The following is a 21,163-nucleotide window of genomic DNA, read 5'->3' on the forward strand; positions in this document are numbered from 1 at the left end:
AGACCTCCCCGGGTAAGGACGGTAACTTTCGTCCCATGTACCTGCCCAATTTACTGCTGCACTCCTTGGCTGTATGGGGCTTCACCTTGTTCGGCAGGCTCGCCCGAGTACAACAGCCTCAAATTGGGTTCGTGTACCTCAGGTCAGGACTTTGCCGCCGGCTTCCTTCAGATTCCGCCTCACGGCGGACACCCTTGCCTTAAGCTAACGGTTGGTACAGCCAACCCCCGTTCGGGACTTTCACCCTATAGCTACCGCCCATGCCGGGCGCACCAAAAAAGTAAAGTGGCCCAAAGCCACTTTACTTTGCATACTCGACTGCCCGTGTTTCGCGGATGACGGTCACCTTGATGTGACCCGGGTAGTCAAGTTCATTTTCGATTCGTTTGGTAATGTCGCGTGCCAGGCGCGCCGCTTCCGCATCGTCAATCTTCTCAGGCTGCACCATTACGCGGATTTCGCGGCCGGCCTGAATTGCGTACGATTTTTCCACGCCGTCGAACGACTCGGAGATCTCCTCCAGCTTTTCCAGCCGCTTGATGTACGTCTCCAGCGTTTCGCGGCGAGCTCCCGGCCGGGCGGCGGAAAGTGCGTCAGCCGCTCCCACCAGCATCGCAATGACGGATGTCGGCTCGGTATCCCCGTGATGGGACGCGATGCTGTTGATGACAACGGGATGCTCGTTGTATTTCTTCGCCAGTTCCACGCCGATCTCCACGTGGGAACCTTCCACTTCATGGTCGATAGCCTTGCCGATGTCGTGAAGCAGACCGGCCCGTTTTGCCAGTTTGACATCTTCGCGCAGTTCGGCTGCCATCAGTCCGGCCAGGTGGGCCACTTCCATCGAGTGCTTCAGCACGTTTTGCCCGTAGCTGGTCCGGTAGCGCAGACGGCCGAGAATCTTGATCAAATCCGGATGCAGGCCATGAACACCGGTTTCAAATGTCGCCTGCTCGCCGTATTCGCGGATGCGCTCATCCACTTCCCGACGCGCTTTTTCCACCATCTCCTCGATGCGGGCAGGGTGGATGCGTCCGTCGGCAACAAGCTTGTCCAGAGCAGTTTTGGCGATCTCCCGACGAATCGGATCGAAGCCGGACAGAATGACCGCTTCCGGCGTGTCATCGATAATCAAGTCAATGCCGGTCAGCGTTTCCAGCGCGCGGATGTTGCGGCCTTCGCGTCCGATAATGCGGCCCTTCATCTCATCGTTCGGCAGCGTTACCACGGAAACGGTGGTCTCCGCTACATGGTCTGCCGCACACCGCTGGATGGCGGTGGTGATGATCTCGCGTGCCCGCTTGTCCGCCTCTTCCTTGGCTTGTGTCTCAATCTCCTTGATCATGACCGCCATTTCATGGCGAACGGTGTTCTCCACATCGGTCAGGATAATGTTCTTGGCTTCTTCCTGAGTCAGTCCGGAGATGCGTTCCAGCTCGGCCACTTGTTCTTTATATAAGTGCTCTACCTTGCTTTGCAGTTCCGCGATGGTTCTGTCCCGCTCGGACAGTTCGCTCTCCTTGCGCTCCAGCTGTTCCATCTTGCGGTCCAACGCCTCTTCCTTCTGAAGGATGCGGCGTTCCTGGCGCTGTATTTCGTTGCGGCGTTCGCGCAGCTCGTTTTCGGCCTCGGAGCGCAGTTTGAATACCTCGTCCTTGGCTTCCAGCACCTTTTCCTTTTTGACGGCTTCGGCGTCCCGTTTGGCTTCTTCGACGATCTGCCGCGCCGCTTCCTCGGCGCTGGAGATCTTCGCCTCCGCAATGGATTTGCGCGTGAAGTAGCCGACACCATAACCGACAATCAGCACGGCGAATAGCACGATCAGTACAATCGGATCCATAATGGCCATAGGCTCTTTTGTTTCACCTCCTTGTGGTAAGACATCTCCCCGCTTTCCACACATTCGTTTTCATGGCGTGTCGCTGTTGTTTCGCTCTGGTATTAGTTAAAAAACAAGACCGATTTTACTCGGTCCGCTGAATCCGCACTGGTATGTACGGGTGTTCAGTTGTGACACTGGCAACGAGCGATCAAATCAGCGAAATAGTATGATGCACCAAGTAAATACACATCTATTTTATTATTTGTGAACAAGAAATGTCAAGAACTGCAAGTGTGCCGCTCCTGCCTACGACTCCACGTCCTCGCGCAATTCGCGGCGAATCCTCTGCACGATTGAGCCGGCGAACCCCTTGCGCGCCAGCATGGCCAGCAGCTTTCGCTCTTCGTCCGGTTCCGGCGGCCCTTGCCGGTGCCGCCGCTTTTTTTCCACCAGCCTGCGGGCCGCTTCCAGCTCATCCTCGTAGGAAACGGCGCGCACGGCCGCCTCCGCCGTGTCGCTGTCAATCCCCCGCTGCTGCAGTTCCATCCGCATCATGTACGAGCTGCGCGGCTTGAGCCGCATCCGCTCGTCGACCCACTGCCGGGCAAACCGCTCATCGTCCAGATAGCCCTGCTCTTCCATGCGGCGGCAGATTTCATCCGCCACGTCCCCTTCATACCCTTTTTCCCGGAGATAGGAAGCGACTTGTTTTTTCGTCCGCGGGCGGATGCCCAGATAGCGGAGTGCCAACAGGTAGGCCTTGTGCTTTTCTTCCGCCTCAAGCACTTCCCGGCAAAACGCCTCGTCCAGCTCTGTTCCCTTTAACAGCTGATACTTGACGAGGATGTCTTCATGAACGGAAAAGACAATGTCATCGCCGATCTGAATGTGATAGCGATGCTGGTTTTTCGCGTCGCGGTGAACGGCGGTAATCCGGCCGCTTTTCATCGCGCCTCTCCCCCTTTACGGCAAACACCGCCCGGCTCGCAGCTCCTCACACCGGGCGGTTTGAACATGAAACAGCCTGTCAGGCCGACAGGCTGTCATGCGATTAGTCGAAATCAAATACCGGTTCCTCATCCTGCTCCGGATCGTTGATCGGCTCCATGCTCGGGATGGAGCTGGGATTGAGGCTGTAATACTCACGTACTTTGGCTTCGATTTGCGCCGCCACTTCCGGATTTTCCTTGAGGAAGAGCTTGGCGTTCTCCCGTCCTTGACCCAGACGCTCATCGTTGAAGGAGTACCATGCTCCGCTCTTTTGAACCACATCAATCTCCGCGCCGATGTCGAGAATGCTGCCCTCTTTGGAGATGCCTTCACCGTACATGATGTCCACTTCGGCAGTTTTGAACGGCGGCGCCACCTTGTTTTTCACGACCTTGATCTTGGTCTTGCTGCCGACCACGTCGTTGCCCACCTTGATCGCTTCCGCCTTGCGCACGTCCAAGCGAATGCTCGCGTAGAACTTGAGCGCGCGCCCACCCGGAGTCGTCTCCGGATTGCCGAACATGACGCCCACTTTCTCCCGGAGCTGGTTGATGAAGATGGCGATGGTTTTCGATTTGTTGATGGCACCGGACAGCTTGCGCAGCGCCTGCGACATGAGGCGGGCCTGCAGCCCCACGTGGGAGTCTCCCATTTCGCCTTCAATCTCTGCTTTTGGCACGAGCGCGGCTACCGAGTCTACGACGATGATGTCAACGGCACCGGAACGCACCAGCGCCTCGGCGATTTCCAGCGCCTGCTCCCCTGTGTCAGGCTGGGAGAGCAGCAGTTCGTCAATGTTTACTCCCAATTTTGCCGCGTAGACCGGGTCCAGTGCGTGCTCTGCGTCGATAAACGCAGCTTGTCCGCCCTGGCGCTGCACTTCGGCGATGGCGTGAAGGGCAACCGTCGTTTTACCGGAGGATTCCGGTCCGTAAATTTCGATGATCCGTCCACGCGGGAATCCGCCCACACCCAGGGCGATGTCGAGGGCAAGCGCACCGCTGGAGACCGTGGAAACCTGAACGTTGGCCATGTCCCCCAGCTTCATGATGGACCCTTTCCCGAACTGTTTTTCTATTTGACGCAATGCGTTTTCCAAAGCAGCGCGACGATCTGACAAATGGTACACTCCCTTTCAACTCGTAACTGATTTGCTTGTCTTCATCATACATCGAGACAGAAGCGTTTGCCAAGTATTTTTTGCGAACAAATATTCGCATCGCAAAAAGAGGCCGTCCGTCCCGAAAACGGAACGTGACGGCCTGTGTCTGCGTGCTGTCGGTATCAGGAACGCTTGGCGCGCGGTTTTGCCGGCTCCAGATTGATCCGTCTGCCGTTGATGCGCGTTTGACGCAGCGATTCGTAGACGAACGGGGCCACGTCTTCGGGAACTTCCACGAAGGTGAAGTTCTCGAAGATGTCGATGCGGCCAACAGCCTTTCCGGGGATTCCGACGGACTCGGAAATCTCCCGCACCAAATCCTGCGGGCGTACGTTGACATTGCGGCCCACGTTGAGGAAGAAACGCACCATTCCCTTGGCGGCACCCGTCTCCCCGAAGTTGTAGGCGTCGGTATCGTCCGTCTCGCCGATCTCGGTATGGAACGCTAGGTGCAGCGCTGCAGCGGCGATTTTTTCAGCCGGGTACTGAGCGATGAGCGAGTTGGCCACCTTCAGGTACATGTCGGCCACTCCATCGCTCTCCAGCAGGTTGACCAGTTGTTCCCGCAGCTGTTCCTGCTTGCGTTCCGCCACTTCCTCCAGGGACGGCACGTTGCGGCAGATCAGTTGGGCTTTGGTCTGTTTCTGGATGAACATCATCTGGCGCATCTCGCGCGGCGTCACCAGCGTCATGGCAATGCCTTTGCGGCCGGCGCGGCCCGTACGGCCGATCCGGTGCACGTAGCTTTCCGAATCCTGCGGAATGTCGTAGTTGATGACGTGGGAGACGTTGCCGACGTCAATGCCGCGCGCCGCCACGTCGGTCGCGATCAACAGTTCGATGGAACCCTCGCGGAACGCATTCATCACCTTGTCGCGCTGAGCCTGGGACAGGTCGCCGTGCAGACCGTCGGCCAGGTAGCCGCGCGCCTGCAGCACTTCGGTCAGCTCGTCCACGCCCCGCTTAGTGCGGCAGAAGATGATTCCCAGCTCGACGTCTTCGCTGTCCAGAATGCGGCAGAGGCTTTCCACCTTGTTCCGTTCAAATACCTTGTAGTACACCTGCTCGATCAGTGGAGCGGTCACTTCTTCGCGGCTGACGGCGATCGTCTGCGGCTGTTTCATGTAGCGGGTCGCCAGGCGTTTGATTTCCGGCGGCATGGTCGCGGAGAACAGCAGGGTCTGACGGTCTTCCGGGAGGTGGTTGATAATGGTTTCAATGTCGTCGATGAATCCCATGTCCAGCATTTCATCCGCTTCGTCCAGGACCAGTGTGTGTACGTGATCCAGCTTCAGCGTTTTGCGGCGCAGGTGGTCAAGCACGCGGCCGGGGGTCCCCACCACGACCTGGACACCCTGGCGGAGCGCACGGATTTGGTGGCCGATGGACTGTCCGCCGTAGATCGGCAGTGTCCGCACCTTTTTGTATTTGGAGATGCGCAAAAGCTCGCCTGCCACTTGGATGGCCAGTTCGCGGGTGGGCGTGAGCACAATCGCCTGCACGCGGTTGCCCGGCGTCACTTTTTCAATCAGCGGAATCCCGAACGCGGCGGTTTTACCCGTACCTGTTTGCGCCTGACCGATCAGGTCGCCGCCCTCCAGTACTTTCGGGATGCAGGCAGCCTGGATCGGGCTGGGCTCTTCAAAGCCCATGTCGTAAATGGCTTGCAGAATGGATTTATGTAAAGGAAAATCAGAAAAAATCGTCATGTGTTGTCACCTTTCTTTTAGTCGTTGCAACGCGTAAAACAACGCAAATTTCGCTGCCCGGCCGACGATGGCCTGGCGCCGCCCGGCCAGGCGAAGCTCCTTGACCAGCGTGGGCAGTCCTTCCACGGCAACGCCAACGTAGACCAGTCCCACCGGTTTGCCTTCCGCAGGGTCTGGGCCGGCCACCCCCGTCACGGAGATGCCGACGTCCGCGCCGAGCGTCGCCCTGATATTTTCGGCGAGCAACCGGGCCGTCTGCTCGCTGATGGCCCCTGCCTCTGCCAGGACTTCTTCCGGCACGTTGAGCATCTGCCGCTTCGCCTCGTTGGTATAGCACACCACGCCTCCGCGCATGACGGCAGAGCTGCCGGGTACGGACGTAATGAGGGATGCGACCGTTCCCCCGGTACAACTTTCCGCACAGGCGATCGTCGCCCCCCTGCGATTCAGTTCGTCCACCAGCACCTCGTGCAGTGACGTTTCTCCTGTCGCGTAGATGTACTCGCCCAACCGCTCACGTATTTCCCGCTCTACAGGTTGAATCAGCCGCTCCGCATCGTCTACGTTCGCCGCCCTGGCCGTAATCCGCAGCGTCACTTCAAACTCTTTGGCATACGGGGCTATGGTCGGGTTGTCCTGCTGTTCAATCAGGTCGATCAACCGTTCTTCCAGCGCCGATTCGCCGATGCCGTAGAAGCGCAGCACGCGCGAATGAAACACTTGCTGTTCCGGCTTTAAGCCGATCAGATACGGCATCACGTATTTCTCTACCATCGGATACAGTTCACTGGGCGGCCCCGGCAGCAGTACAAACGTGCGTCCGTCGCGCTGCGCTGCCATGCCCGGTGCCATGCCGTGATCGTTCGGGAAGACGTGGCTGCCCGCCAGCACCAGTGCCTGCTTGCGGTTGTTTTCCGTCATCGTAATGCCACGCTGGCGGAAAAACGCCTCGATCCGCGCCATCGCCGTCTGATCAATGGTCAACCCGACGCCCAGGTGCTCCGCCACCGTCTCCTTGGTCAAGTCATCCTGGGTCGGTCCCAGTCCGCCGGTGAACACGATCAGCTCGGACCGGGCCGCGGCCTGACGAATCACGCTAGCCAGCCGTTCGGCGTTATCCCCCACCACTGTGTGGAAATAGACGCCGATACCAATCTCGGCGAGCTTTTGGGAGAGATACTGGGCGTTCGTATTGGCGATCTGCCCAAGCAACAGTTCCGTTCCAACCGCGATTATCTCCGCTCTCATGCCCCTCATCCACTCTCTTTGGAATAAAGTAACGCTGCCGGCAAAGCCCATCCGGCGAAGCCTTTCCTTACGCATCGTCAGGCCGCCTCGGACGTTTCCTGTCTGACGCGGAAGAAAAGAAGACCAATACCCGTTTTTCACGAGTATTGGATGACATTGCGATTTTTGACAAAGTAGTCATACCCGGAGTACAGGGTAATCACCACCATTGCCCATATCGCTGCTTCATCAAAGGGAATGCCGAAAATCTCAAACGGAAAATTGTTTACCATCACCGCCGTAATGGCCACGATCTGCACCCATGTTTTTAGTTTGCCCAATGCGCTGGCGGCAATTACCTGTCCTTCCGCCGCTGCGACCAGTCTTAGACCGGTCACGGCAAACTCACGGCTGATGATGACGATGGCAATCCACGCTTCCAACCGATGCATTTCCACCAGCGAAATCAACGCAGCGGAAATCAGCAGCTTGTCAGCCAACGGATCAAGGAATTTCCCCAAGTTGGTCACGATTTTGCGCTTGCGGGCGATATAGCCGTCCAGTCCGTCCGTACTGGCTGCCAGGATGAACACCAATGCCGCAATCAGTTCGTTGTACGTCATCGACACGGTGCCGATGGTAAACGTCCCGATGTTGTATCGCACCAGCAGAAAAAACATGACTACCGGCACCAGGAAGATCCTGGCGAGGGTGATGCGGTTGGCGAGATTCACCTAGACTACCTCCCCGGCCAAGTCGTATTCGTAGGAGTGCGTAATCTTCACCTTTACGATTTTGCCCAGTTCGCCCTTGTATCCCGTGACGAACACCTCGCCGTCAATCTCTGGAGCATCGTACTGGGTGCGGCCGACGTAAATGTCATTGTGCCCTTCGTACCGCTCAATGAGCACATCCAGTACCTTTCCGACAAAGCGGCCGTTTTGCTCGGCAGCCACTTCCCGCTGAATCTCCATCAGGATGTTGGCCCGTTTTTCCTTGGTCTCCTCATCGACGTGGTCCGGCAGTCGGCTTGCCGGCGTATCGTCTTCATTTGAATAGGTGAAGACGCCCAGCCGGTCAAACTTCACTTCCTTCACAAATTCACACAGCCGCTGGAAGTCCTCTTCCGTCTCACCGGGGAAGCCGACGATCAGGGACGTGCGCAGGGCGACGTCCGGTACGCGGGCGCGAATCTTCGCCACCAGTTCGCGAACATCCCGCTGGCGGCCGGGGCGGCGCATCTTTTTCAGGATATGATCCTCGGAGTGCTGCAGCGGCATATCGATGTATTTGCACACTTTGGGGTTGGTTGCAAACACCTCGATCAGCTCGTCGGTAAAGAAGCCGGGGTACGCATAGTGCAGTCTGATCCACTGAATCCCATCCACTTCGGCCAATCGGTTCAGCAATTCGGGCAGCATGTGCTTGCCGTCGTAAATGTCCGTGCCGTAGTTGGTGGAATCCTGCGCGATCAGGCTGATCTCCACAATCCCCTGTTCGGCGAGATGCTTTGCCTCCTCCACGATCGATTCGATGGTCCGGCTGCGAAATCCTCCGCGCATCAGCGGAATGCTGCAGAACGTACAGGCGTTGTCGCAGCCTTCCGCAATCTTGATGTAGGAGGAATAAGTGCCCGCCTTCACTTTCCGTTTGACCACTTCCTCGTACGTGAAAACGGGATTGCCGACATAGACGGGCCGCTTGCCCGCGAGCGATTCAGCAATAATGTCCGTAATCGACATAAAATCGCCTGTTCCGACAATGCCGTCCACTTCCGGGATCTCCTGTAGAATTTCCTCTTTGTACCGTTGCGTGAGACAGCCTGCCACGACAAGCGATTTCAACTTGCCGGATTCCTTCAGCTCCGCCATGTCAAGAATCTTGTTGACCGATTCTTCCTTGGCGGCGTCGATGAATCCGCAGGTATTGACGATGACGACCGTTGCTTCTTCGGGGTTATCAACCAATTCGTACCCTTTTTCATCTATCAGATGGGCCATCATGTCCGAATCGACAAGATTCTTTTCACAGCCCAGCGTAACGATCGCTACTTTTTCACGTGAGCCTACCTTCTCTGTCATTTGTTTTCCTCCAATTGGTCACACCTGCCCAGATTACACCTATTCAGTATAATATAAGCCCCAACAGAGTGTCAAAAGTGAAGAAAGTACGAAAGGCAAGCGAGATGCTTGCCTCAGGCTGAAGACAATGTGCATCGCATGGCGGGATGGGCCAAGCGAGCTCCTTTGACGACCTGCTCAGCGGAAAAACGAAAGACGCGGGGATACACAGGGGACACAAGTCTCACTTCATCGAAACACCCAGATGTTTGTCCCCTGCCCGCGTCTCGTTTTGGAGCGGACTTCATCCGCTTCTGTGCTGGGCGTCAAGCGAGCGAGCGGGCCCGATCTCCATCCGCCTCGGACTTTGTCTACACGCTTTGGCAAGCATGACGCTTGCCTATTGCGTAGGGGATTGTGCCATCGTAACGACGACGTTGGACGGCATGTATTTCATGTTGGATGTGTCTACATGCGCGCCGTTGACCGTCAACTCTACAGCCATCGGCTTGCCCAGACGGATGTATGCCGTCTTGCCCAGTTCGACGACGACTTCCTCGTCTTTCTTCAACGTGCCCTCTTTGACGTACTTCTTGCCCTTCGCCTCGGACACCCCGTACCAGCATTTGTCGTCGACAACTTTCAGTTTGACCGTGATCTTGTCGCCGCCGCTCAGCGTGTAATTGTACAGGGCCCCCTGCTGCGACTCGAATGTGATCGTCGCCTGCTGCTCGCTGCTCGGAACTTCCGGGTTGACCGCGGTCGAGCCGGGGTCTGGTTCCGTATCGGTGGACGGAGGGATAGGCGTTTGACTCTGCGGTGAAGGAGTTGGCGTCGCGTTTCCGCCCTGGCCCGGTTTCACGATTTCCGCGCCCGGCGACAGGTTCCCCCCCGGCAGCGCCGGCTGGATGTTCATTCCGCTGTTGACGACAGCGATGTAGATCACCCCGATGATCAGCGCAATAAACAGCACCAGCAGCGTCTTGGTCAACCATCTTCCGGCCTGCAGCGGGTTGTTGGCGGCCACCACCCGGCGACGGCGCAGCCGTTCCACTTGTTCCTGCGGAGGTTGGGCAGGCAGGTCTGCCTGGAAGTGACTCATGATGTGGTTCGGATCAAGACCGACGGCTTCCGCGTAGCTCTTGACGAAAGCCCGTGCGTAAAAGTGGCCAGGGAGTACGTGAAAATGGCCCCTTTCTATGGCTTCCAAATATCGCCGTTGGATCTTGGTGATCCGTTGAATGTCGTCGAGCGTGATCCCTTTTTCTTCGCGGGCCCTTTGTAGTACTTGACCTAGCTCAGACACAGCTTACCCTCCTTAATTCATGTCGAAATGGTCGAAGCCGCGGTTGTTGATCAACTCGTATGTAATCTCTTCGTCCGGATGCTGACGCAGCTCGATGATGTAGTGAAAATCTGACAGTTCATACTCCGACTCGCGGACAAAAATATCGGGGTGTTCAATGATCTTGGCCGCCGGGAAGTTCATGATTTCCCTCAGCAGTGCGTGATGTTTCTCCGTAGAGCGCAGCGTCGACACAATTCCATCTATTAAATATACATGATCAGTCGACATCTCATCAACGGCAAGGGAACTGCGCACGGTCTGCCGCAGCAGCGTCGAAGAGATGAACGTCCAGCGCTTGTTGGCCGAGACGCTGGCCGCGATCATCGACTCGGTTTTGCCGACGCGCGGCATGCCGCGAATGCCGATCAGCTGGTGGCCCTCCCGCTTCAAAATCTCCGCCATGAAGTCGACCAGCAGCCCCAGCTCGTCGCGCACAAAGCGGAAAGTTTTTTTATCCTCGCTATCGCGCTCGATGTAACGACCGTGGCGAACAGCCAGTCTGTCCAGCATCGTCGGCGGACGCAGCCTCGTTATGGTTATTTTGTCCATTTTTTGCACAACGTTGCGCAGCACCTCTATTTTTTCGTCATCATCCGTCAATAGCAGCATGCCGCGTCGCATATTGTCGACACCGTTGATCGTCACGATGTTGATGTTGAGCATACCCAGGATGGAGGCGACATCCCCCAGCAGACCGGGCCGGTTTTTGGAGATTTCGTATTCCATGTACCATTCTTTTTTCGCTTCCATGCCCTATCCCTCTCCGACAGCCAATTTTCTCTTCGTATGTAGTATATCACGTTCCATACAATCGACAATCAGTATTCAGACAGAAAAGAAAAATCCCCGTAAAAAGGGGATTTTCAAGCAAGTTACCTGTTTTGATTGGCGTCGTTCTCCACCAGCTTGACCATCATGGAAGCGAGCGCGCGCTGCTGCTGTTCGTCGCCGGCGTCCCACAGCTGTTTCAGCAGGCGTTCCTGATCGTTTTTCGGATCCACCTGATCAGCCAGGTAATGGCCAATCTGGTACGCCACATTTTCAATCGTGTCAGATTCCATGCCTGCCTGTTTGGCCTGCTCTACTCGCTCGCCGAGAAATTGCTTCCAGTCGCGGAAATTGTCGAGAACCGACATGTACTATTCCCTCCTTACTGTCGTTACGGACTAGGTTTGTGCCCGTATATTGGTAGAATGCCTTCATCAAGAGGGAATTATGCATGCCGGCTCAGGCGTACCAGCCACCGTTGGGGCTGATGATCTGACCGGTCAGGTAGCTCGCCTCTGCCGTCAGCAAAAAGCGAACGACCGCAGCCACCTCCGCCGGCGTGCCAAGTCGGCCGGCAGGGATCTCGGCCGCGATCATCTCCCGTTCTTCGGGAGAAAACCGCTCCATCATGCCGCCTTGGATCGCTCCCGGTGCCACTGCGTTTACGGTGATCCCGTTGGGGGCAAGCTCCTTGGCCAGCGCTTTGGTAAAGGCGTTTACAGCCCCTTTGGTGAGCGAGTAAAGCACTTCGCAGGAGCCGCCCGTCAGGCCCCAGACGGAGGAGATGTTGACGATCCGGCCGTACCGCTCCAAGAGCATCGCGCCCAACGCCGCCTGTGTCACAAAATAGGCGGAGCGGACGTTGAGCGCCACCAGTTCGTCAAACGTTTCCGGCGACACATCGGTAAAAAGGCCGACGTGATCCGCTGACGCGTTGTTGACGAGCAGCAGCGGAGCGACGGGCATGGCCTGAAACATGGCGGTGATTTGCTTCACAACGCGCAAGTCGGCCTGCAGGGCATACGCAGGGACGCCTAGCGCCCGGCATTCGCTCAGCACCGGCTCCAGTTTGTCGTAGGATTGATGGTAATGAAGGTACAGCGGGACGCCCGACGCGGCCAACGCCAGGCTGATGGCGCGGCCGATCTCGCCGGACGCCCCTGTCACCAACGCCCACGGCGTCTGTTGATTCATCTGTGTTCACTACTCCTGCGGCGAAGCGGAACGAACGATCGAGACAGACATTTGTTCCGGCAGGAAGTGCTCCCTCATGCGTTCCTCCACGTCTTCGCGGGTGATCGACTCCAGCATCGGCACCACGGAGAAGAGATCGTTGCCGTTGAATTTGTAGCTGGTGAACTGGTTGGCGATAAACTCCACGGAATTCAGCGAGCGCAAAAACTGGCCGATTTTTTTCCGCTTGGCGCGTTCAAAATCGTCCTCCGCGATGCCCGACTGCTTCAACGTCTCGATCCCCAGCTTGACTTCCTCGGCCAGGCGGTCGGGATCTGGGGTATCGGCGCCGATAATGGAGTAGCCGTAGTCCTGTTCACCGCTGTAGTCGACATCGAAATTCTCCGTGATCAGCCCGCTGTCGTACCATTTCTGGTAGAGCGCGGAACTGGTGCCAAATGCGATGTCCAACAACAGTTTAGTGGCTAGCTCCCGTTTTAACAAGGCCTCTTGAGACAACCCGCATTGTTTTTCCTTAAAGCCGATCATGCATTTGGGAATCCCCACGGGCAGATGATGTTCGATGCGCTGTTTGCCCACCTCCGCCGGCTCTTCGGGAAAGATGCGTTCAATCTTCGGGGCCGGCGGGAACTGCTTGGCGGCCTGATTGTTCCGGATCAACTCCATCACTGCTTCCGGCGCAAACGATCCCACCACCAACAGCAGCATGTTGGCCGGGTGGTAAAACGTTTCGTAGCACTGGTACAGCATCTCCTTGGTGATCTTGGAGATGGAGTCAATCGTGCCGGCGATCTCGATGTTGATCGGATACCGCTGGTACATGGCTTTCAGCAGATTCATGTACACTTTCCAGTCCGGGTTGTCGTCGTACATGGTGATTTCCTGCCCGATGATGCCTTTTTCCTTTTCCACGCTGGCATCGGAAAAGTACGGCTCCTGCACGTAATCCAGCAGCAGGTTAAGGTTGGCCTCCAGCTTGTCAGTGCAGGAAAACAGATACGCCGTGCGGTTGAAGCTGGTGAACGCGTTGCAGGAGGCGCCGTTCTTGCTGAACTCGTGCATGACATCCCAGTCCTGCTTCTCAAACATTTTATGTTCCAGAAAATGAGCGATCCCGTCCGGCACGTGCACTTCCTCCCCGTTGCGGGTGCGAAAATGGCTGTCGATTGAGCCGTACCGCGTGGTAAAGACGGCGTATGTCTTGCTGAATCCCTGCTTGGGCACCAGGTATACCTGCAGGCCGTTCGGCAGTGTCTCGTGATAGACGGTCTCGTTCACCTGTTCAAACACGGTGGTCTGCATGTTACACGTCCCCCTTTTTGTCCCGCAACAGATAGATGGTATCAATGGCGACGCGTTCTGCCACGCGCTTGATATCGTCCACTGTCACGCTGTTGATCTCGTTCAGCAGTTCCGTCAACTGCCGTTTCCGCCCGCTGAGCACGCCATTGTAGGCAAAGTCGATCATCATCCGGGCGCTGTCCAGCAGTTCACGGAACTGGTTGGTCAGCGTCGCTTTCGTCTGCTCCAGTTCTCCGGCGGTGATGCTTCCCTGTCGCATCAACTCCAACTGTTCCTTGATGATGTCGACCGCCCGCCGGTAATTGTTTACGTCGATGCCGGACATCATCATCAGGATGCCTTTGTGGCTCTCCAGCCGGGAGACGGCGTAGTAAGCCAGGCTCGCCTTTTCGCGGACATTGACAAACAGTTTGGAATGGGGAAAGCCGCCCAGCACGCCGTTGTAGACCAAAAGCGCCGGGTAATCGTCGTCCTTAAAGGAAATCTGCGTCCGGCAGCCGATGTTCAGCTTCGCCTGGGTGACATCGAGCCGCTCGATCACTTCCCGCTCCTGGGTTACTTGCTTGGTGACGTCAGTTGGCGGGAACGCTTTCACATCGGCCCGCTTCAGCGTCACATGAGTGCCGATTGCCCGCTCCACCTCCGCCTGCTGCACATCCCCGACCACGAAGATGTCGATCGGATTGCACGACGTGATCTCACGGAAATAGCGGTACAGCTCCGCCCCCGTAATGGACGGCAGGTCCTCGGTACGCCCCTGAACAAGCAGGGCGAACAGCTCCCCTTTGCACATCTCCGCCGTCACCCGCTGGTTGGCGTACTTCATCTTGTCGTCAATCAGGCTCTCGATCCGCTTGCGCAGTGACTCTTTTTCCTGAGCGACGTACTTTTCGGCAAACGCTTCCCCTTCCAGATAGGGACGGGTCAGCACGTCGCCGACGAAGTGAATCGCCTGGTCCAAAAGGGACGTTTCAGTTGACAGGTACTTCTCGTTGGGCACTTCCATGTAGATTTGGAGGATTTGTCGCTCCCCCTTTTTCACCACGTCCACGTCGAACGTGGCCCCGTAAAGAAAGTCCAGATGTTCACGAAGCTGCTTGGTCTCAGGAAAACGGGCGGTTGCCCGCTTCATTAGCATGGCCAGCAGCGCCGTCTTGGTCACGTGCGCTTCGGAGAGTTCCTGTTCAATCATCGTTACGATGGTCGTCGTCTTGAATTTGGCAGTCGGCAGGATATGTACGCGAATACCGTTGACTGAGGAGGTGTGAAACGCTATCTCATTCCGCTGCTCGCTCATATTCCAATCTCCCTTCTCGGTCGGCTTGATCGTTTCTATTGTAACCAATTGGCAGGCCGTTCAGCAAAACAGACGAGAAAAGGCGGGACCGTACCGTCGCCGCCTTTTCATCGTGGAAATGATCTCTGCTGTTACTGTATGCACCCCGGACGATACCTACCACTACCGAATGGATTTTTTCTTGTGTCGTTACAAATCGGTGTCATCCCACTCGCTGAGGTCGTCAGGGTCCCAATTTCTGTCGACAAACCGGCCGCAGTCTGGTTCCATGCATAGGATCCCATCCAGTTGGCTGTCATGAAACGGCAGACCGTGCGTGCCGCCGCAGTAGGGACAGGTCCACATTAGACGTCCTCCTTTATGAAAAAGTGCTGTACTCGTCTAGTGTGCCCCGATTTCCCGCCGGATTACGCGCAACGCACCTGCTGGTGGTTTGTTTTCATAAAAAAAGCGCCCGGAAGTCCGGGCAATTTGAACGACCACCATTTGCAGCGAGCTGCGGATCGCTCTTCTCCTCCTGCATCGTTCGACGAGAACACGACTCGTGCAGGAAGAGTCCCAGATTCCAGACGCATGCTTGTGTATGCTTAGCGGGAGCCAGTCTCGTACGGCTTGCCCAGTGCAGCAGGTGCGTTCGAACGGCCGACGACGCCTGCCAGGACCAGGATGGTCAAAATGTACGGGAACATGTAGATGAATCCGGTCGGTACGTATTGCGTCAGTCCGAAAATCTGCACCAGCGATTTGATCGCCTGCGCAACCCCGAAGAACAGCGCCGCGCCCATCGCACCAGCCGGATGCCATTTCCCGAAAATCAACGCTGCCAGCGCGATAAATCCTTGGCCGGACACCGTGTTGTGGGAGAAGTTGCTGGTCGTGGTCAGGGCGATCGTCGCACCGCCCATCGCTGCCAGGGCGCCGCTGATCATGACCGCCGTGTAGCGCATGCGCTTGACATTGATGCCCACAGTGTCAGCGGCGCGCGGATGCTCACCGACCGCCCGCAGCCGCAGACCGAACGGCGTTTTAAACAGCACGTACCAGGAAAGCGCCACCAGCGCGAAGGCGATAAAGCTGGTCGGGTACCCTTCGAACAGTGCGTGTCCCACATACGGGATGTCGGCCAAGAGCGGAATCTGCCATTTGCTGAACACATGGGCGAGCGTCGTAGTTTGACCCGCACCGTTGAAGATAATCTTGGTCAGGTAGACGGACAACCCGGCGGCCAGGAAGTTCAACGCAACGCCGCTGACCACCTGGTCGGCCTTGAACGTGATTGAGGCGACCGCGTGCGGCAGGGCAAAAATCGCACCGGCCACAATCGCAGCGGCAAAACCTATCCACGGCGCGCCGCTGCCAAACGCGTCCTGCGCAAAGAAGGTGATCACGGCACCGGTAAACGCCCCGATGATCATCATCCCTTCCAGTGCGATGTTGACGACACCGGAACGCTCCGAGTACATGCCGCCCAGCGCGGCAAAAATCAAGGCAGTGGAAAACACGATGGTATCGTGAATCAGGTTGCTGAGAATCATGCCCCAATCCATCAGTTTCCACCCTCCTTTTTCTTCAGTATGGGCTTCAGGAATACTTTTACGATGCCGTGAGCAGCCACGAAGAAGATGACGGAGGCGATCACGACGCGAATCAGTTCGACCGGAACACCGGCGCCAAACTTCATGCCGGCCGCGCCGAACGTCAGGATGCCGAACAGAATCGCAGCCAGCACGACACCCAACGGGCTGTTGCCGCCGATCAGCGCAACGGCAATACCGTCAAAGCCGTACCCCGGCATGCCTGCCATGACAGACTGGTAGTGATGCACGCCCAGAATTTCGCACGCGCCGCCGATACCGGCGAACATCCCCCCGATAAACATGGCGTTGACCACGTTGCGGTTGACATTCATGCCGGCGTACTCGGAAGCGTGCGGGTTCAGACCGACTGCGCGCAGTTCGAACCCGGTCTTGGTCTTCCACAGGACGACGTAGAAAAAGACGGCGGCAAGCAAGGCCAACAGCGTCCCCCAGTGCAGCCGGGCACTGTCAAACATCTGCGACAGCCAGCCGATCGTAATGGAGGCAGAATCCTTGATCAGCTCGGAACGCTGCTGTCCCTCTGGCACATAAAAAGTGGTCAGGATGTAGTTGGCAAAGTAGAGGGCAATCCAGTTCAGCATGATGGTCGTAATGACCTCGTTTACACCCCGGGCAGCTTTCAGATAGCCGGCGATCGCTCCCCACAAACCCCCTGCCAGCGCCCCGGCCAGCACCGCGAGCGGCGCGTGAATGTACGCCGGGAGATCCAGGGAAACGCCTACAGCCGTAGAGGCGATCATCCCGATGATGAACTGCCCCTCCGCCCCGATGTTAAACAGCCCGGTGCGAAACGCAAACGCCACGGACAAGCCCGTAAAAATCAGCGGGGTGATCTGGCGAATCGTCTCACCGAAGTTGTACGCATTGCCGAATACCTTATCCACAAGGGACACGTACGCCTTGATCGGGTTGAATCCTCCCGCGAGCATGGCGACGGCTCCAGTCAATAATCCAAGAATGATAGCTGCTGCCGGGACGAGGAACGATTCCTTGGTAAAAACAGCAATCACTCTATTCATCGCTTCCTCCTCCTTGCATCCGTTTTCCGCCGGACATCATCAGGCCCAGTTCTTGTTCGGTCGTCGACTTGGCGTCAACAATGCCGACGATCTGTCCCTCGTAGATGACCGCAATCCGGTCAGAGACGTTGATGACCTCGTCCAGCTCGAGCGAGATCAACAGCACGGCTTTGCCCTTGTCGCGCTGCTCCACGAGCCGTTTGTGAATAAACTCGATCGCCCCTACGTCCAACCCGCGCGTCGGCTGTGCCGCAATCAACAGATCCGGGTCCTTGTCCACTTCACGGGCGATGATCGCCTTCTGCTGGTTACCGCCGGAAAGCGCTCTGGCCTTGGTGTGGATGCTCGGCGTGCGGACGTCGAACTCCTCGATCAGTTTGGATGCATGCTTGTCAATTGCTGCGTAGTCCAGGAAGCCGTTTTTGTTGAACCGCGGGTGGAAGTACGTCTCCAGCACCATGTTTTCGCTCATGGTAAAGTCGAGCACAAGCCCGCGCTTGTGGCGGTCCTCCGGAATGTGGGACAACCCTGCTTCCGAGATTTCACGCGGCAGCCGGTTGGTAATGTCCTGTCCCTTCAAGAGGACCCGTCCGCCGGAAGCCTTGCGCAATCCTGTCAGCACTTCAATCAGTTCGCTTTGACCGTTGCCGTCCACACCGGCGATGCCGAGGATTTCCCCTGCACGCACTTCAAACGAGATGCCGTTCAGCGCGTTGACACCGCGGTTGCCCATGGCGGTGATATTTTCGACCGAGAGGATGACCTCTTTTGGCTGCGGCGGCTTTTTGTCCACTTTGAACGTAACTTCGCGCCCCACCATTTTTGCAGCCAATTCGTCCGGGTTGGTATCCTTGACGGCGACCGAATCGATCACCTTGCCCCGGCGTATGATCGTGACCGCGTCGCAGACAGCCATGATCTCTTTCAGCTTGTGCGTGATTAGGATGATCGTCTTGCCCTCTTTTACCAGATTGTGCATGATCTCGATCAGTTCCTGAATCTCCTGCGGTGTCAGGACGGCGGTCGGCTCGTCAAAAATGAGGATGTCCGCGCCTCGGTAAAGCGTTTTCAAAATCTCTACCCGCTGCTGCATGCCTACGGAAATATCGGCAATTTTGGCAGTAGGATCCACTTTCAGCCCGTATTTGCGGGAAAGTTCTTCCACTTCCTTTTCCGCGCGACGAATATCTATCTTCAACCCGTTTTTCGGTTCGTTTCCTAACACGATGTTTTCCGTGACCGTAAATGTTTCGACAAGCATGAAATGTTGGTGCACCATGCCGATGCCCAGATCGTTCGCGACGTTGGGACTCGTGATGTTTACCGGTTTCCCATTGATGAGGATTTCCCCCTCATCCGGTTGATACAAACCAAACAAGATGTTCATTAATGTAGACTTCCCCGCGCCGTTCTCCCCCAGGAGGGCGTGGATTTCGCCTTTTTTCACGACCAGGTTGATGTTGTCGTTCGCCACGATGCCGGGAAAACGTTTGGTAATCCCGCGCATTTCAACAACTGTCTGTACCGAGTTCAACCATGTTCCCCCCGTTTTTGTGGGTCTTAGTGAAGGTAAAGAACAAGGCTAGTTGCTCGAACTAGCCTTGTCCGCATGCAGCCTGCTGTGGGTTACTGTTGAGGTGTTTCAGGAACCTTGATCTCGCCGTTTACAATTTTTTGCTTGTACTCTTCAACCTCTTTCAGCACGTCTTCCGGCACGTTCTTGCTGGAGGTGTCGGCTAGTCCTACACCGTTTTCTTTCAGACCGAGCCATACGATGCCGCCTTTGAAGTTGCCGTCGATGACGTCTTTGGAGACGCGGTACACGGCTTCGTCCACGCGCTTCACCATGGAGGTGAGGGTGATGTCGTCGCCGAAGGTCAGGGACTGGTCCTTGTCTACACCGATTACCCAAACCTGTTGACCTTTTGCCTTGCGGGCCTTGGCTTCGTTGAATACGCCGTCGCCGGTGGCGCCGGACGCGTGGAAGATGATGTCAACGCCCTGGTCGTACATTTGCGACGCGGTGGATTTGCCTTGGTCCGGTTTGTCGAACGCAGCGGTGTATACCTTCACGACTTGAATGCTCGGATCAACAGCTTTCACACCTGCTTCGAAGCCAGCTTCAAAGCGTTTGATAACCGGAATTTCCATACCGCCGACAAAGCCGACTTTTTTCGTTTTGCTCATTTTCGCGGCGACTACGCCAACCAGGAAGGACCCTTCATGCTCTTTGAACAGAACGGATTCCACGTTTGGCGCATCCACTTCGGCGTCGATGATCGCCAGTTTGGCATCCGGGTTTTCGGACGCCACTTTTTTCACGTGGTCGCCCATCAGGAAGCCGATGCCCCAGGTCAGATTCCATTGGTCCTTGACGAACTGGGTCAGGTTCGGGATGTAGTCGGCGTCACTGGTGGACTGGAGGTAGCTGACGTTTTCTTGCGGGAGGTTGAGGTCTTTTTGCAGTTTTTGCAGACCTTCCCACGCGCTTTGGTTGAAGGAGTTGTCGTTCACACCGCCCACGTCGGTCACCATGCCGATTCTCGCGTTCGGCGCAGCCGTTCCCCCTTGGTCGGCCGCTCCTTGCTGTCCTTCTGTTTTTCCGCCGCAGCCAGCCAGTACAAGCGACAGGCTGAGGGCTGCCACGGAGAAGACGGAAAGTACCTTTTTCATGCCGAAATACCCCCTAATATGAGATGGAATGAAATTGTTGTGCGAGGTTTCCCCCGCTTGTTACAACCGTCTGCGTACGACGTGAAAGTGAATCTTGTCCGCCCGGAAGTAATTGTGGGAGTATAGCACGGGCCGTTCACTCTCGTCGTAGTGAATCTGTTTCAGCAGGAGCAGCGTCGCGTTTTTGTCGCACTGCAGCAGATTGGAAACCTTTTCAGAGTAGCCCAGCGGTTCGATATGAGCCACTGCGTATGCAATGCGCAGTCCCGTCTTGCTCTCCAGCCAGTTGAAGATGGACTCGCCCTCTGCCGTGTACCCTTCAGGGACCAGGCGAGCTGGAATGCGGTCAAAGCAGTAGACGACCGGGTCGCCGTCCGCCGTGCGAATGCGCTCTACCATGAGCACGCCTTCACCTGGATTGAGGGACAGGTGTTTGCGCTCGTCCTCGCAAGGCTCACCGAACGCGGTGCCAATCAGGATTGTTCCCGCTTTGTACCCCTGCCGCTCAATTGCATCCGTCACACTAAAGAGTTCCCCAATTCCGCCTGTAAAAACAGGGCGGGAATTAATAAACGTACCGACCCCGTGACGACGGATGACAATTTTCTCTTCTTCGAGAAGGCGAAGCGCTTCCCGCAACGTCGCCCGACTCACACCCAACTGTTTTGACAGCTCGGCTTCGGAAGGGAGACGTTCGCCAGGTTTAAACACGCCGGAATCAATATCACTCTTGATCTTGTCCATGACCAAGAGGCTCAGCGACCGGAAATTCCCCTTGATGCTCATCCATACTCACTCCTGTTTCCCTTCAGCCATCCAACAGGTAGGACGTCAGACCTCTGATTCACATGCAACGATAACAACAATTTCCTAGAATCCCGTAAAAATTGTACCGTAGGGGCAGATATCATGCAAGCCAAATTTTCAGAAGTCGTTATACCATTTTTTGCGTTTTCAGTCGTCTGATGAGCAGTCGCTCATAGACTGCCCCATT

General features: G+C 56.4%; 19 protein-coding genes. All 19 read right to left on the minus strand.

The window, feature by feature from the left end; all coding sequences use genetic code 11:
* Positions 1–301: 301 nt before the first annotated feature.
* Entirely contained in the window at positions 302–1,840 is a 1,539-nt protein-coding gene (gene rny, locus IRT44_RS16135; protein ID WP_230077002.1) for a ribonuclease Y, read from the minus strand.
* Between the two features lie 288 nt (positions 1,841–2,128).
* Positions 2,129–2,770 carry a regulatory protein RecX gene (locus tag IRT44_RS16140; RefSeq protein WP_212132442.1) on the minus strand — a complete coding sequence of 214 codons (642 nt, stop codon included), beginning with the start codon at positions 2,768–2,770 and terminating at the stop codon, positions 2,129–2,131.
* Between the two features lie 103 nt (positions 2,771–2,873).
* On the minus strand, positions 2,874–3,932 hold the full coding sequence (gene recA, locus IRT44_RS16145) for a recombinase RecA (RefSeq protein ID WP_171564713.1): 1,059 nt from the start codon (positions 3,930–3,932) through the stop codon (positions 2,874–2,876).
* Positions 3,933–4,096: 164 nt separating this feature from the next.
* A complete protein-coding gene (locus tag IRT44_RS16150) occupies positions 4,097–5,683 on the minus strand; it encodes a DEAD/DEAH box helicase (RefSeq protein ID WP_171564712.1) in 1,587 nt (528 codons plus the stop codon).
* A 6-nt stretch (positions 5,684–5,689) separates the two neighbouring features.
* Positions 5,690–6,931, minus strand: coding sequence for a competence/damage-inducible protein A (locus IRT44_RS16155; protein ID WP_212132443.1), 1,242 nt, complete (start codon positions 6,929–6,931; stop codon positions 5,690–5,692).
* A gap of 137 nt (positions 6,932–7,068) precedes the next feature.
* Positions 7,069–7,644: a CDP-diacylglycerol--glycerol-3-phosphate 3-phosphatidyltransferase gene (gene pgsA, locus IRT44_RS16160; RefSeq protein WP_171564711.1), complete on the minus strand. Its 576-nt coding sequence runs from the start codon at positions 7,642–7,644 to the stop codon at positions 7,069–7,071.
* Positions 7,645–8,991, minus strand: coding sequence for a 30S ribosomal protein S12 methylthiotransferase RimO (gene rimO / locus IRT44_RS16165; protein WP_171564710.1), 1,347 nt, complete (start codon positions 8,989–8,991; stop codon positions 7,645–7,647).
* 379 nt (positions 8,992–9,370) lie between these two features.
* A complete protein-coding gene (locus tag IRT44_RS16170; RefSeq protein ID WP_212132444.1) occupies positions 9,371–10,276 on the minus strand; it encodes a helix-turn-helix domain-containing protein in 906 nt (301 codons plus the stop codon).
* A 12-nt stretch (positions 10,277–10,288) separates the two neighbouring features.
* The gene (locus IRT44_RS16175; protein ID WP_171564708.1) at positions 10,289–11,068 is read right to left on the minus strand and encodes a YmfK family protein; all 780 of its coding nucleotides are present in this window, start codon (positions 11,066–11,068) and stop codon (positions 10,289–10,291) included.
* A 122-nt stretch (positions 11,069–11,190) separates the two neighbouring features.
* On the minus strand, positions 11,191–11,454 hold the full coding sequence (locus tag IRT44_RS16180) for a DUF3243 domain-containing protein (RefSeq protein ID WP_171564707.1): 264 nt from the start codon (positions 11,452–11,454) through the stop codon (positions 11,191–11,193).
* 91 nt (positions 11,455–11,545) lie between these two features.
* Positions 11,546–12,280, minus strand: a complete 735-nt coding sequence (gene ymfI, locus IRT44_RS16185; protein ID WP_230077003.1) for an elongation factor P 5-aminopentanone reductase — start codon at positions 12,278–12,280, stop codon at positions 11,546–11,548.
* Between the two features lie 9 nt (positions 12,281–12,289).
* The gene (gene yfmH / locus IRT44_RS16190; protein WP_230077004.1) at positions 12,290–13,582 is read right to left on the minus strand and encodes an EF-P 5-aminopentanol modification-associated protein YfmH; all 1,293 of its coding nucleotides are present in this window, start codon (positions 13,580–13,582) and stop codon (positions 12,290–12,292) included.
* A 1-nt stretch (position 13,583) separates the two neighbouring features.
* Positions 13,584–14,879 carry an EF-P 5-aminopentanol modification-associated protein YfmF gene (yfmF, locus tag IRT44_RS16195; protein ID WP_230077005.1) on the minus strand — a complete coding sequence of 432 codons (1,296 nt, stop codon included), beginning with the start codon at positions 14,877–14,879 and terminating at the stop codon, positions 13,584–13,586.
* A gap of 189 nt (positions 14,880–15,068) precedes the next feature.
* Positions 15,069–15,224 carry a hypothetical protein gene (locus IRT44_RS16200; RefSeq protein ID WP_171564703.1) on the minus strand — a complete coding sequence of 52 codons (156 nt, stop codon included), beginning with the start codon at positions 15,222–15,224 and terminating at the stop codon, positions 15,069–15,071.
* Between the two features lie 242 nt (positions 15,225–15,466).
* Complete coding sequence (locus IRT44_RS16205) at positions 15,467–16,426, minus strand: ABC transporter permease (protein ID WP_171564702.1); 960 nt, start codon at positions 16,424–16,426, stop codon at positions 15,467–15,469.
* Positions 16,426–17,496, minus strand: a complete 1,071-nt coding sequence (locus tag IRT44_RS16210) for an ABC transporter permease (protein ID WP_171564701.1) — start codon at positions 17,494–17,496, stop codon at positions 16,426–16,428. Before IRT44_RS16210 ends, IRT44_RS16205 begins: the two co-directional genes overlap by 1 nt.
* Positions 17,489–19,003 carry an ABC transporter ATP-binding protein gene (locus IRT44_RS16215; RefSeq protein ID WP_212132486.1) on the minus strand — a complete coding sequence of 505 codons (1,515 nt, stop codon included), beginning with the start codon at positions 19,001–19,003 and terminating at the stop codon, positions 17,489–17,491. The genes IRT44_RS16210 and IRT44_RS16215 overlap by 8 nt, the downstream gene beginning before the upstream one ends.
* Positions 19,004–19,122: 119 nt before the next feature.
* Positions 19,123–20,169: a BMP family lipoprotein gene (locus IRT44_RS16220; protein WP_171564700.1), complete on the minus strand. Its 1,047-nt coding sequence runs from the start codon at positions 20,167–20,169 to the stop codon at positions 19,123–19,125.
* A gap of 60 nt (positions 20,170–20,229) precedes the next feature.
* Positions 20,230–20,955, minus strand: a complete 726-nt coding sequence (locus IRT44_RS16225; protein ID WP_171564699.1) for a GntR family transcriptional regulator — start codon at positions 20,953–20,955, stop codon at positions 20,230–20,232.
* Positions 20,956–21,163: the final 208 nt, after the last annotated feature.

This window comes from Brevibacillus sedimenti, from assembly GCF_020923495.1.
Taxonomy (GTDB): domain Bacteria; phylum Bacillota; class Bacilli; order Brevibacillales; family Brevibacillaceae; genus Brevibacillus; species Brevibacillus aydinogluensis.